The sequence below is a fragment of the Methylovulum psychrotolerans genome (assembly GCF_002209385.1).
Lineage (GTDB): Bacteria > Pseudomonadota > Gammaproteobacteria > Methylococcales > Methylomonadaceae > Methylovulum > Methylovulum psychrotolerans.
Window position 1 is genome coordinate 401,174 of sequence record NZ_CP022129.1, and the last position, 13,256, is coordinate 414,429.

10 protein-coding genes are annotated in these 13,256 nt (G+C 52.1%); 6 read left to right on the top strand and 4 right to left on the bottom strand.

Features of this window, described 5'->3' with window-relative positions; genetic code table 11:
• Window positions 1–5: 5 nt before the first annotated feature.
• From CEK71_RS01620 to CEK71_RS01635, 4 genes are all read right to left on the bottom strand, one after another.
• On the bottom strand, window positions 6–1,499 hold the full coding sequence (locus CEK71_RS01620; RefSeq protein ID WP_088617748.1) for a right-handed parallel beta-helix repeat-containing protein: 1,494 nt from the start codon (window positions 1,497–1,499) through the stop codon (window positions 6–8).
• Between the two features lie 118 nt (window positions 1,500–1,617).
• Complete coding sequence (locus tag CEK71_RS01625) at window positions 1,618–3,138, bottom strand: choice-of-anchor Q domain-containing protein (protein WP_088617749.1); 1,521 nt, start codon at window positions 3,136–3,138, stop codon at window positions 1,618–1,620.
• Between the two features lie 72 nt (window positions 3,139–3,210).
• Window positions 3,211–4,797 (bottom strand): choice-of-anchor Q domain-containing protein, encoded by a 1,587-nt coding sequence (locus CEK71_RS01630; RefSeq protein WP_088617750.1) that lies wholly within the window; start codon window positions 4,795–4,797, stop codon window positions 3,211–3,213.
• 42 nt (window positions 4,798–4,839) lie between these two features.
• On the bottom strand, window positions 4,840–6,585 hold the full coding sequence (locus CEK71_RS01635) for a right-handed parallel beta-helix repeat-containing protein (RefSeq protein ID WP_088617751.1): 1,746 nt from the start codon (window positions 6,583–6,585) through the stop codon (window positions 4,840–4,842).
• Between the two features lie 539 nt (window positions 6,586–7,124).
• Here CEK71_RS01635 and CEK71_RS01640 point away from each other — a divergent pair.
• From CEK71_RS01640 to CEK71_RS01665, 6 genes are all read left to right on the top strand, one after another.
• Entirely contained in the window at window positions 7,125–7,622 is a 498-nt protein-coding gene (locus tag CEK71_RS01640) for an NUDIX hydrolase (protein ID WP_088621462.1), read from the top strand.
• A gap of 43 nt (window positions 7,623–7,665) precedes the next feature.
• Window positions 7,666–7,998, top strand: coding sequence for a DUF1820 family protein (locus CEK71_RS01645; protein WP_088617752.1), 333 nt, complete (start codon window positions 7,666–7,668; stop codon window positions 7,996–7,998).
• 334 nt (window positions 7,999–8,332) lie between these two features.
• Window positions 8,333–11,686, top strand: coding sequence for an FtsK/SpoIIIE domain-containing protein (locus CEK71_RS01650; protein ID WP_088617753.1), 3,354 nt, complete (start codon window positions 8,333–8,335; stop codon window positions 11,684–11,686).
• Between the two features lies 1 nt (window position 11,687).
• Entirely contained in the window at window positions 11,688–11,966 is a 279-nt protein-coding gene (locus CEK71_RS01655; protein WP_088617754.1) for a hypothetical protein, read from the top strand.
• 1 nt (window position 11,967) lies between these two features.
• Window positions 11,968–12,225 (top strand): hypothetical protein, encoded by a 258-nt coding sequence (locus tag CEK71_RS01660; RefSeq protein WP_088617755.1) that lies wholly within the window; start codon window positions 11,968–11,970, stop codon window positions 12,223–12,225.
• Between the two features lie 11 nt (window positions 12,226–12,236).
• Window positions 12,237–13,256 (top strand): hypothetical protein, encoded by a 1,020-nt coding sequence (locus tag CEK71_RS01665; protein ID WP_088617756.1) that lies wholly within the window; start codon window positions 12,237–12,239, stop codon window positions 13,254–13,256.

Consider the following 13,256-nt stretch of genomic DNA (forward strand, 5'->3'; position numbering starts at 1 on the left):
GTGTGTTACGGACAAGCCCAGTCTGTGCGCAAGCTGTCAATCTGGCCTTTTAAGGCCGCCACTTGGCTACCCGTCACATAATCATTCGCATCTGGGCTGTTATCGGTATCTAAGCGGCTTAGGGCTTTTGTCAATTGTTGGCAGGCTTGGGTATCTAACAGGGCGGCCTTATTGTCACCCGCCGTCAACAGTTGGTTGCGTAAGGCTTGGGTTTTTGGCACCGCCAGTTGCCCGATGCCGATAATGCTGTGGTTAGCGGTTTGTGCGTCGAAAAAATGCACTAATGGCGCAATGGCGGCGGCAGGGGTTTTGATCTGCTCAAACGCGCCGATGTCGCAAACGCCGCCAGTAGGCTGGGGGCGGCTGACATAGCGTTGGTCAATTGCTACGCAGAGCGCATTGGCGATGTTGATGGCCGGGCTACCCGTGTGTATAGCATGGGTAAGGGTGGGGCCACCGTTGTCCAAGAGCGGCGCGAGTTTGGCCGGGCCGCTGAGAGTGGCGTTACAAGTGCCGTCAGCGATCAGATTTTGGCCTTGGAACACCGTTGTGCCGCCATAGCGGGTATTGGTATAACAATCGCCGCCGTTTTGGCTGTTGGCAATCAGGGTGTTAGTTAACGTCAGTGTGCCGGTATTTTGAATGCCGGCGACATTGCCGTAGCCGGTGCTGTTGTGGGCGATAGTGCTGTGGTTTAAGGCCAGTACCGCGTCGCCGCCGTTGCTGATGCCGCCGACACCCCAAGCCCCTAGGCTACGGTTGTGGGAGACAGTGCTGTTGGTCAAGACCATTACTCCACCATTGCCAATCCCACCAATCCCACCGCTACTGGCTTCGTTATGGTCGATGGTACTGTTGTTGATGGTGGCGGTCGCGCCAGGAAAATTCATAATGCCGGCACCGTGGCTGGCTTGGTTGCCTGTGACGGTGCTGTTGTTAAGGGTCAGGCTACTTTGGTACATGGTGGCGATGGCACTGCCGATGGCACCAGTCCCTACACTGCTGTTATTGGTGAGGGTGCTGTCGTTTAAGCTCAATGTGCCGCCGTTATTCAGAGCGCCGCCATATTGGTAGGCGGTACTAAGGTGTCCGCCTCTAATGGTCAGGTTGTTGATGGTCAAATTGCCGCCGTTGATCCGTATTAGCCGGAAGTCCGCCGTACCCGCCGCGTTATTGCGCCGTAAGGTCGCACCGTTACCGTTAAGGGTGATGGTGCTGGTGATTAAGGGCAAGCCGTTCGGGCCGGTCGAATCTTGGTTGTTGACGCTATTGACGGTGTAAATGGCGTTGGCTTTCAGATTTAAGGTATCCGCGCCGTTACCCGCCGGGCAACCGCCCGTGCCGTCGGTATCGGTATCGGTGTTGGCATTATTGATGGCGTTAATTAAAGTGCACGGCGCGGTCACCGCCATGGTGGCGGCTTGTGCCGAACCCGCCAAGGCGAGTGCTAACACTAAGGCGTGGCGGCGATAAGGCAGCGGTTGGGATGGTTGGGCCATTATAAATCTCCAAACAAAAAGGGTAAGAGTTAAGCGGGTGGGGGGTATTTTAACTCTTCTTGACAAACGCCGTGTGAATGGCGGCAAATCGCTTTGCCGCCTTGGTGGCAGGGTTTGTTTATGGGCATTTCCAGGTGCTATGAAGGTCGTTAATGGCGGTCAGTAACACTACGGCCTGGTCGCCTGTGGCATAGTCGTCGGCTTCTGGACTATGATCCGGGTCGATGCGTGCGGCACTGCGTTGGAGTTGGCTACAGGCCAGTGGCTTTTGGTGGTGGGCACGCAAATCGCCCGCCACTAGGAATTGGTTCATTAGGGCATTCAGTTGCTGCATCCCTAAATTAGTGCTTAGGGTCGGCCTGAGGTTGCCGCTGGCGAGTAAGCCCTGAAAAATTTGCATAATGTCGGTAACTGGCGCGGGGATGAAGCGGATCTGTTCAATAGCCCCTATGTCGCACCGCTTGTCCGAGGTTTGGGGGCGGCTGACATGGCGCTGGTCGGTGGCGGGGCACAAGGCGGAGCTGGTGGGTTTAACCATTTTATGCGGGTAAATGGCATGGGTGGCGGTTACGCCGCCATTATCGAGTAAGGCATCTAGGTTGATGTTGCCGCTTAAGGTTGCGTTGCAAGAGCCGTCTTCAATCCAGTTTGAGCCTTTAAGGATAACCGCGCCGCTGTTGAGGCAATCGCCGTTGCTGTTGCCTGCAATTAGGTTATTGGTGAGTATCGCGGTCGCCTGATTGTTTAGCCCGCCGCCTTGATTCTTGGCGATGGTGTTGTGTCTGGCGGTGAGTGTCGAGGCAAGGTTGCCAATACCGCCGTTTTGTTGCGCCTTATTGCCCGATATGGTGCTGTTGCTCAGGGTGACGGTCGCTTGCTGGTTACTGAGGCCGCCGCCGTCATTGGCGGTGTTGCCGGACAGTGTACTGTTGCTGAGGCTGACGGTGGCGTGGTCGTTCATCATGCCGCCCGCGATAAAGGCCTTATTGCCGGAAACGCTGCTGTCCACTAAGGCCGTCGTGCCGTTGACGGTGATAATGCCGCCGCCGACTGCGGCACGATTGGCCGTTATCCGGCTGTTGCTGAGTGCCAGTGTGCCGCCAAGGTTGGCAATGCCGCCGCCATTGTCCACTTGGTTCTGGTCGATTTGGCTGTTGCTGATGGTCAGCGTACCGTGGTTAAGGATAGCGCCACCGTAGAGATAATCGCCGTCGAGGTTGCCGTTGCGCAAGGTCAGCTTGTCTAGGGTCAAATTGCCGTTGGCGGCGATGTGCAGGAAGCGGAAGTCGGGGGTGTCGGCAGTGTTGGCGCGTTGCAGGGTCGCGCCGTTACCGTTGAGGGTAATGGTACTGGTGATGGAGGGTAAGGCATTTTCGCCTTCGCCGTCGGCATAGTTGTCGGGGCTGCTTAAGGTATAAACGCTATTGGCCTTGAGTTTGATAATGTCCGCACCATTGCCCGCACTACAGCCGCCCGTGCCGTCGGTATCGGTGTCGGTGTTGGCGTTATGGATAGCGTTAAGCAGCGTACAACTGCCGCTGACCGTTAGAGTGGCGGCAGATGCCGCCCCGCTGGCGAGCGCCAGTGCCAGCACTAGGGCATGGGGGCGGAAAGGTAAAGCTGAAAGTTTGACAGGCATAAGAGATTCCTCGTCATCATTAATGTGTTGGTGAAGTTGCGCCTAGGGGTAAAGCCGCATAGGCGCAGCGTCTTATCGGCATTGCCACGCGGTGCGTAGGGCGGTGATGTTTTGCGCAAAAGTGGCGGCGGCGCTGCCTGTTATATAGTCGTTTTGTTCGGGTGTGCCGTCAGTGTCGATATAGGTCAAGGTTTTATGCAGTTGGCCGCAGGCTGCGGCGTTCTGGTGGCGGTCCTGGTATTCGCCCGCCACCAGCACTTGTCGCCGGACAGCATCTTGCTTGGCTGGGGTAATGCCGATCAGGGCGTTAATTGACGCTTGGTTATCAAAAAATTGCAGCAGGCCGCTGGTGCTGGCGGGCAGGAATGTCAAACGTTGGTAAGCGCCGATGTCGCAAGCTTGGTTGACGGCAAGCTGGCGGTTGATGTGGCGTTGGTCGGTTTTCGGGCAGAATATTTCCGTCGCCTTATTATTGGCGGGGCTGCCAGCCAACAAGGCTTGGGTCGGGGTGGGGCCACCGTTATCCAATAAGGGCCCCAGTTTGGGGTTGCCGCTGAGCTGGGCGTTACAGGTTTTATCGCCGATGAAGTTGGTACCGTTGCTGGCAAATACTTCGGCATGGTTGGCGCAGTCGCCCGTATTGGCGGCTAAGAGACTGTTGCCGAGGATCAGCACGCCGTGGTTATCGGCGCCGCTGCCGCTATTATTGGTCAAGGTGCTGTTGACTAGGGTAAGCTGGCAACGCTCTTGGATATAATAGCCGCCGCCACCGTCATAGTAATTGTAATGCTTTGTGCTATTGATCTGTTGGTTTTGGATGCCCATGCCTTTATTCCCGGACACTGTACTGTTCAACAAGCTGGCGCGGCCATAACAGCCGTAAAAATAGCCGCCCCCGGCATTAGAAACCGCTGCGCCGTTGCTGGCGGTATTGCCGGAGACCGTGCTGTTGGTTAAGGTCATGGTACTGTCTTTATTCCAAAGGGCGCTGCCGTCTACGGCGTGGTTGGCGCTGATGTGGCTATCGGTCAGGGTCAGTTTGCCGAGTGAGGCGATGCCGCCGCCATTCGCCCCGGCACGGTTGCCGGAAACGAGGCTGTTGTTGACGGTTAGGTTGCCCAAGTTGTGAATGCCGCCACCGTCATTGCCGGCACGGTTATCGGTAATGGTACTGTTGTTAAGGCTGACGGTGCCACGGTTGTAGATGCCGCCGCCCCGGTGGTAGTTATAATAGGCTGGGGCTTTGCCGCCCGTCACTTGCAGACGGTTGAGGGTCAGGTTGCCGGTGCTGCCGACATGCAGCAAGCGCATAGCGGGGGTGTCAGGGGCGGTGCTGCGTTGCAAAACGGCGTTGTTGCCGTTGATGGTAATGACACTGGTGATGGAGGGCAGGGCATTGTTGCCGTCGGTGTTGTTATCGGTTTGGCTAAACGTATAGGTGCTGTTGGCCTTAAGGTTAAGGGTGTCGGCACCGCTACCCGCAAGACAACCGCTGGCACCGTCAGTATCGGTGTCGGTGTTGGCGTTGATAATGGCGTTGCGTAAGGTACAGCCCTCTTTAACGGCAATGGTTTGGGCATGGCTGGCGGTAACCGCCAAGGCTAAAGCGAGAACTAGGGCATGGCGGCGAAAAGGTATTGGGTGTGCTGGGTTATTCATTAGGATAATCCTGAGCATAAAAATGAAGAGGGGCTAAAGGCCTTACTGGCAAGACCAAGGGCCAAAGAGTCCGGCAAGTTTTGCCGCTAACGCGGTGGCGTCGCTACCCGTGACATACTCGCCAGAACTTGGCGTATTGTCGGTATCGATGCGTTTTAGCGTCCGGCTAAGTTGGCTACAAGCGGAAGCGGTTTGGTTTTGGTTTTTATAACGTCCGGCGGCTAAGAGTTGGTTGCGCAAAGCCGAACTGAAAAGCGGGCTTTGCTTGGTGTTGCCCGTACCGACTAAAGTGCCGGTCAAAATACCGTTGTCAAAGAATTGCACAACACTGGCGACGGTATTGGGGATACTGGTCATCCGCTCAAACGCGCCGATATCACAACCGCCCCCACTCGGTTGTGGGCGGCTGATGCCACGCTGGTCTTGATTGGTGCAGAGCGGTTTATTGGCGGTATCTAAGGCCGGGCTATCGGCAAGCAGGGCTTGGGTGGCGGTGATGCCGCCGTTATCTAACAGCGTCACCAGTTTGGGGTCGCCCATGATGTCCGCACCGCAACTGCCGTCTTCAACCAAATTAACGCCTTGTAGGGTAGTGATGCCGCCGCTTTTGTTCACGCAATCGCCGCCGCTTTGGCTATTGGCAATCAGGGTGTTGGTCAGGGTCATGTTATGTAAGTTAAAGATGCCGCCGCCGTTGCCTTTGGCCGCTTGGTTGGCCGATAAGGTGCTGTGCGTCAGGTTTAATACGCCTTTATTGGCGATACCGCCGCCGCTGTTGCTGGCTTTGTTGGCCGACACCGTGCTATTGCTCAGATTGAGGACTTGGGCATTAAAAATGCCGCCGCCCCCAGTTGCTTGATTATTGACGACGGTGCTGTTGGTCAGGGTCAGGGTGTTGCTGGAAAAGATAAAGTGGCCGCTGTAGATACCGCCACCAGACGGGGCGTTATTGTGCGAGACGGTGCTGTCGGTCAGGGTCATCGTACCCCGGTTACGGATGCCGCCGCCTTCGCTGTCGGCGCTGTTATTGGCTACGGTGCTGCCGTTGAGGGTCATGGTACCAAAATTGATAATGCCGCCGCCCATAGGGCCTTCGCCCCGATAATGGCTGCCGAGGGTTTTGTTATTGCTTACGGTACTGTTGGTTAGGGTCATGACCCCGCTGTTGTAAATGCCGCCGCCCCGACCACTGTCGCCATTAATCGAATAGCCCGCATCGGCAGTGTTGTTGGAAATCTTGCTATTAGTAAGGGTTGCCGTCCCGCTGTTAAAGATGCCGCCGCCGTAACTGCCAAAGCAATAATAATCACAGGCTGCATAAACGCCGTTTCCGGTAATAGTGCTGTCATTCAGTTGCAATTGGCCACGGTTGAGAATGCCGCCGCCTTTCTGTTCATAACCATTCTTTACGGTCAATTTATTCAGCGTCAAATTCCCCGTGTTAGTGATGTAAAAGGCACGGGCGTAAAGGGCTTTACTGTCGATGGTGGCGTGGTTGCCATTGATGGTGATGACGCTGCTGATGGTCGGCAACAGTTTGTTGGCTAAAGCATAAGTGGCTTTTTTGGCCAAATTGATAACATCAGCACCATTGCCTGCGGGGCAGCCGACATTGGCGCCGTCGGTGTCAGTGTCGGTATTGGCGTTGCTGATGGCGCTATCAAGGGTGCAAGTGCCGCTGACGTTAAACGTGGCGGCGGAGAGTGTGGGACTGGCTAGTGCTAAGGTAAGCGCTAAAATCAAGGCATGACGGCGGTAAGGTAAAGTAGGGCTTTGGGTCGGGTTCATCAGATGTTCCTCGCTCGGTGAAAGGGGTTAAAAAAGTAAATCCTTTTTTTGGCGATAGCGTGTTAACACAGCAATGCCCTATCTGCCCAAATTCCTGTGTTTAAAATGAACTGTTTGTATGAAAATCTGATGACAACAAACCGTCTGAACGCCTAAGGTAACTTCATTTTTTATAATATAATCAATTAATAATGGCTTGGTTGAGGCCGTGTAGTCATATTTTGGCAAAGTTCATTTTTACTTGCCGAGCATAAGCTAAAATGCTGGCAGTAGGCTGTGATTTATTACCCAAACTGGGTCTGTCGCCTATAAAAAGCCTAACCGACCAGTTGCCTGATGGCAGCGGTTTTAAGCTTTTTAATTTATTTGCCGCATTGGGGGCAAAATGTCTGTAGCATAGGCACAATGCCAACCCAAACTTCGCCGTCTCTAGCAACTGGGAGTCTGCGGTAAATGACCCTTAAAACGCTGGATTTCTGGTCAGATGGGGCAAGATGCATTTTAAATGCCCTCTTTATTTACTGATTTTCAGACTTATCATGCACACTACAGACCTCCAAGCCTTGCCGATGCCCGCTATTGGAGTTGGGGCTATTGTTTTTAATGGCGGGCATGTCCTAATGATTCAACGCGGCCAGCCGCCCGCGCACGGCCTATGGTCGATACCTGGCGGTAAGCAGGAACCGGGGGAGGGTTTGGCCGAGGCTTGCTGCCGCGAGGTTGCCGAAGAAACGGGTTTGGCGGTAACGGTGCAGCAATTGGTGGCCGTGGCGGAAAGGCGGCTGGAAGGTTTCCATTATGTAATTTTGGATTTTTTGGCGGTATTGGCTGATCCCGCCGTGGCGGAACCGCAAGCCTATAGCGATGCGTTGCAGGCCCGCTGGGTCGCTTTATCGGACTTGGCGGATTATCCGATGGTGGAAGGCTTGGCAGTGATTATCACGCGCAGTTATAAGCTCTATAGAAACGGCGGCGCGGCAGGTTTAATAGCGGCCTTGCCACCGTACAGCGATTTTATTTTACCCGCCCAACCCTAGGCCTAAAGCCGTAACCCTGAACCAGCGAGGATAGCAAAGTTCCATGTCGGAAAAGCTTATTTATAAAGTGACCTTAGTCAGTCATGAGCAAATCTATGAACTCTATGTCAAAAATGTCTACCAGAGCGAATTGTATGGTTTTGTGGTCATTGAGAATTTCGTGTTCGGCGAAAAAAGCGCGATAGTGGTCGACCCGTCCGAGGAAAAACTCAGGATCGAATTCGAAGGGGTCGAGCGCTCGTTCATACCCGCCCACAAAATTATCCGTATCGACCAAGTCAAACAGCAAGGCAAGGCCAAAATTGTCGCGGCCGGGAAAAGCGAAGGCGAAGCGGGCACTAAGGTGTCGATGCTGTTTAGGCCTGATAAGAGTTGAGCCTATCAAAGTAAGCCTGCTTAGTTAAGTGTTACGCTTCGCATGGTAAATTGATGGTTGTATATTGGCAGATATTGCCGAAACAATGTCACATAAGGCGGTTTGGTATTTATTTTAACTGCTTGATAAAAAAGATATAAGTATTTTTTATTATTACAGTTGGAAGCGGATGGGTGGTGTTTGCGGTTGTTTGTGGTACGATTGCTAAGGTTTTATAAACGCTTTAATTAGGGCGTGGAGGTGTTGCTTTTTCGGGTAATATCCCGCCCCATTTTATTAAAAATCGTTATTGCCGCAATGGCTTACCGCATCGGCAACGTTTTGAGGCATAGAGATGAATGCAACAAATTCGTATTTACACAGCTATAGCGATCTTGGTCTGGTTATTAATGATATGCTGGCGCGTCATCAAAAACTCAAGCAATGGCAGGATCAAGTTTTTGCTGGGGAAACCACTGTTAGGTCTCAGCTTAACGCGTTTTCCATAACAGCAGATGCTATTTTAACGGTCAGCCATCCGCTTATCGGGCATTTTGAGAGAGTAACGCAAACATGGCAGGCAGGCATGAGTGTTCCGCTAGCGGAAATGTCCCAGGCTTGGCAGTTGGCAGGGGCGGCGCAATTAAGGCTCGTTCAGCTAGAACAAGAAATGGTTAAGCTGCAAAAAGAAATAAGGCAGTTCACTCAGGATTTGGAACAGAAAAAAACCGATAGGGATAAGCTAAAACAGTGGGGTTGGCTTTTGCTAATCTTCGTGATAGGGGCGTTTTTATTGATAAAAGCCTATCTAAGCCATGACGGCTACATAAAAGAGACCGACGAATTAGACGCTAACATTCATGTTTTAATCACAAAAGTAGAAGAGCTAAAACAAGCAATTAGCGGCCAGCAACAAATAATAGACCATAATAGCCAAATGCTAGCGGTAGCCCGACAACACGCTTTGCGTGTTGTTGAAGAATGCTCCGGGCTGTCTGGGCAGTTTTTTAAAGCGCAATTTGAGGAATGCCAACTGGCATGGCAGAACACAATGCAAGAGTTGCCGCCGTTTTTTTGGGGCGATTGGAGCGAAACTGCTTGGCGTGCTTATGGCTTTAAGGCCGCCTATCGGACAGCTTTTCTTCTTACCGGACTCATCCGGGATAATTTTCCATCAACGGACGCGCCGTTTGTCGTGCCCGCCTTTGCTGATTTTGCGCGTAAAAACCAAACGGTTGTCCTTGAAGGGACAGAAGAGCAAACGCTTGCTTTAATGCACACCCTTATTCTCCAATTGGCTGTACTTATACCGTACGGTGCAGTGTTCACGCTCTTGGATCCGGCCAGCGCCGGTCAGGCTTTCCCGATGCGGCGCAGTTTGCCGGAAGGTCTTGTGCGCCATATCGGCGCCGACATTTATCGGGATTTAGAGATCGTTTCTGAAGATATTTCCCGAATCATACACACTTATCTTGATGATCAGACCCGCTCCTTCGATGAATTGCCGGAACATATAAAAGCCAATGAGCGGTTTGAATTTATATTCGCCGCCAATTTTCCCGATGGTTATGATCGGCGCACTATTGAAATCTTGCAGAAAATATCCAGAAACGGGCCTGTCGCCGGAAAGTACCTTTTTATTCAAAAATCTCCTGATAAACAGTTGCCTAGGGATTTAAGCTGGGATGATTTTTATCAGTGTTGGCACTTTAACAACCCGCAAATGTCGGACGAATACAGTGTCGCGCCATTAATCTGCCCTCAAGGTGCGGCCCAGTCCATGATCTTGCAACTATTGGCCGCGCAAAAACCGCCTGAAGCCAAAATTACTTGGCAGGATGTCATTGATAACAATCCTGAAAAATGGTGGTCTGAAGAGGTTTCCCGCAGCATTAGCGCACCGATTGGCATGAGCGGGCGCGATAAAATGCTCACTATTTGGTTTGGGGTAAACCGCGATGGCCGTCCTTGTACGCATGGCATACTTGGCGCGATGACAGGTTCAGGCAAATCAAACCTGTATCATGTGCTTATTTGTGGATTGGCGACACGCTATAGCCCGGAGGAATTAAATTTTTATTTGATTGACGGTAAGCACGGCGTGGAGTTTCAGGCATACCGCTGTTTGCCACATGCCCGTGTTGTGGCATTGCATTCTGCACCTGAGTTATCGCGTAGTGTTTTGGAAGAGCTGATTGCGGAAATGGGCCGGAGAAATGATATATTCAAACGGTTGGGTGTCGTGGACTTGTCGGGTTATGCGCAGCAAGGTTTGCCCGAAAAAATACCGCGTATCGTGTTAATGATTGATGAATATCAAGAATTGTTTGAAGATGACCGTTTAGGCCACGCGTCGGCGATGTTATTGCAGCTTGCGCAACAGGGACGGAGTGCGGGCATTCATTTGTTGCTGGGATCACAGCGGTTTGGGGCGGTGGGTATGCTTAATCAAACCGCTATTTTCGGCAATATACATTTGCGCATGGCTATGAAAATGAGCTTGTCGGATATACAGAGTTTGACGGAGTTTGGGCGTGATGGAAAACGTCTTATTAGCCAGTGTGATCAGCCAGGTAAATTAGTGCTCAACGATCAAAGCGGCGATGATCGGGCGAATGAATTTGGTAAAGTCGCGTTGCTTGAAACATCGGAACGGGCCCGATTGCTTGCCGCGTTGGTGGCAAAAGCGGATGTGGAGTGGCCGCTTGAGCGGCGCTTTGCGATTGTTATTTTCGATGGGGAAGAACAGCCGAATTTTATCGAAAATCCACAAGCAATTGATTTGCTACGCTTAAACAGCCGTCCGATAGGGGATGCTTGGCAACGTATCGCTACCGCGCCTGTGCATGAACGGGGTCTGGGCGCTAGCGATTGGTTTGATGGCGAGCATCCTGTAGGGCTATGGTTTGGTCAAGAGCAGAATGTTCATGGGCAAGCCCGCATTATCTTACGCAGACGCGCGATGGAAAATATTTTGCTTGTCGGAGAGAACCAAGCTGCCATTTATGGGATGCTTATCGGTATAGTCTGTTCCGTACCCGTAAATTTAGCCGCTAGTCGTGTGCGGTTATGGATTATGGATAGGGCGGTTCCCGGTACACCTTGGAAAAACGCCTTCTCCGAAATGATAGATGCCGTTTTGGTGACGCTTGGGTATTCTTTGGAGCAAAGCAATGACGCAATTTTGCTTGCCGAATGGTTGGATGTTTGGTGTAAGGAATTGGAGCGCCGTGCCGCCCTTTCGGAAGATGACTTGGCGGGGCAACCGACTTGGCTAATCACTATGGCTAGCGTAGACCGTATCCCTCAGTTGATGCGCATACAAGGTAAGCACCATGGGTTAACGGATAGCCCTCAAGGAGAGTTGCTTAAGCGGCTATGTCGCGAAGGGCCTATGCTGGGTTTGCATATTATAATGACTTTTCCGGCAACCGGATCATTAAAGCAATTGTTTGACCGTCCCCAAGTTGAGCAATTTAAGCATCGGATAGTATCGCAAATATCAGAAGCGGATGCTTTTTGGTTGACCGGAAAAGATAGCGCGGCAAAACTCCAACGCGTTGGTGCTAAGCCGGTTTTTGCGATTTACGCCGATTCTGTTGGCGGTACGGAAACAAAACTTAAGCCTTACACGGTAGAAGCCCAAATACCTTGGCATGAACAGGCGCAGACCTTGGTCGGCCATTTGCAAAAATGGCAGGAGGGTTAACATGTCTATGGATGATGTTTATGAACGCGCCCAAATAGCCGAGCGGGAGCTAGAGCATTTTAACGGGCGGTTGCGGGAATCTTTTTCCGAGGTTATGCGTTCGCACGATGCCGTTTCGCCGATATGGGATGATGCTATGCGGCGTGAATATGATATTTCTTGGCGACCGTTACAAGAGTCTATGGAAGAGTATATCAATTTGATAGGGCCTCAGTATGTAGATTTTCTGATTGAACGGTTACGTTACTTACAAGCTTATTTGTACGGCCATGGCGCATAATATGAGAATTGAAGAACTTAAGGCCGGATTGGACGAATACCGTCAGGCATTGCTTCTCCAACGCAACAATCTGCATAGCGATTATGTCGAGTTGCAGCAAGCGTTTGACGCGCTGTGGGATGTCTATGGCGGCAACACTTCGGAGGAGTTTCAGCAGCATTGGAATCATACCGCCGATTGGTTTGGGCAATACTTAGAAGCTACCAGGCATTTAGAGCGTTTTCTTGAAGAACGTATTGAGGCCTTGCGTTATCTTTGAGGGGAGATTTTATGGGCAGACAAGAACCGCAATTGATAAGCCATAAGGTACAAATCCTTATAGGCCAGATGCAAGATTGGGAATACCGTTCTGGTATGGCAATTGACGGTGCGGAATATACCCAAAGCCATGCCAATGAGTTTGTTAGCCGTATGCAGAACCGGGTTATGGCGGCAGAGTATAACCTATATGATGATACGCTGACGGCAGAAGCGATGCGTCGGGAATATGAACTGTGCCGACAACGGAATTTCGACATTTCCCAACGGGTTCAGAGGGATTATGAAGCAACTTTACGCGTATTATCCAAAGCCGACAGCACCACTGAATATTGGTACGGTGAATTGAGTTTGGCTAGGCAATGGCTGGCTTCGGCACAGGCTGAAGAGTGTCGCGCAAGAAGTGTCCGTGACGAGGCACAACGGCAATTAGGGCAAGCATTGGCGGAGTTAGCCGCCGCTCAGGCGGAACTTGCCGCCGCCCGTCACCGGACCGAATATGCTGGCCAGGATAAAGATGGGCGACCGATTTATCGGCCTATTGATACGGCACCCTATCAGGCGGCTGTACGGGAGGCGGAGTCGGCGGTAATGCGGGCTAGGCAGTATTTGGAGAAAGCGGAAGCGGCTCTTCTCCGTGCCATAGTGGATAGGCGTGCCGCCGAAAACCGGGTGGAGGGATGTTGCCGTGCCGTAGAGTTTGCCGAACAGGCGCAACATCAGGCAGCGCAAGCGAAAACGGCTATTGCCCGCGCCAATGCTGTTTTTGGGCGTTTAGGCGAAGAAACGTTGCGTACAGAAAATTTGGTCATATCCGCTGAAACTTGGCTTCTTGAAGAAAATGCGGCGGTTGATGAGGCCAAGAGTCGGGCTGGATATGCGCAGGCCGACGAAGCGGAAGCCAAACAGACGCTGAACTTAGCATATCAGGAGCAGAGGGATGCCTGTTTGCATTCCGCACAAGGCCGTATAGAAATTGACTGGCGGTTACAGCAATTGTGTGCGTTTGATGCGCCGCTGTCTTTATTTTGA

Bases quoted from the DNA above. Each gene is read 5' to 3' on its own strand.
- CEK71_RS01620 (WP_088617748.1), bottom strand. From the start codon at position 1,499: ATGGCCCAACCATCCCAACCGCTGCCTTATCGCCGCCACGCCTTAGTG.
- CEK71_RS01625 (WP_088617749.1), bottom strand. From the start codon at position 3,138: ATGCCTGTCAAACTTTCAGCTTTACCTTTCCGCCCCCATGCCCTAGTG.
- CEK71_RS01630 (WP_088617750.1), bottom strand. From the start codon at position 4,797: ATGAATAACCCAGCACACCCAATACCTTTTCGCCGCCATGCCCTAGTT.
- CEK71_RS01635 (WP_088617751.1), bottom strand. From the start codon at position 6,585: ATGAACCCGACCCAAAGCCCTACTTTACCTTACCGCCGTCATGCCTTG.
- CEK71_RS01640 (WP_088621462.1), top strand. From the start codon at position 7,125: ATGCACACTACAGACCTCCAAGCCTTGCCGATGCCCGCTATTGGAGTT.
- CEK71_RS01645 (WP_088617752.1), top strand. From the start codon at position 7,666: ATGTCGGAAAAGCTTATTTATAAAGTGACCTTAGTCAGTCATGAGCAA.
- CEK71_RS01650 (WP_088617753.1), top strand. From the start codon at position 8,333: ATGAATGCAACAAATTCGTATTTACACAGCTATAGCGATCTTGGTCTG.
- CEK71_RS01655 (WP_088617754.1), top strand. From the start codon at position 11,688: ATGTCTATGGATGATGTTTATGAACGCGCCCAAATAGCCGAGCGGGAG.
- CEK71_RS01660 (WP_088617755.1), top strand. From the start codon at position 11,968: ATGAGAATTGAAGAACTTAAGGCCGGATTGGACGAATACCGTCAGGCA.
- CEK71_RS01665 (WP_088617756.1), top strand. From the start codon at position 12,237: ATGGGCAGACAAGAACCGCAATTGATAAGCCATAAGGTACAAATCCTT.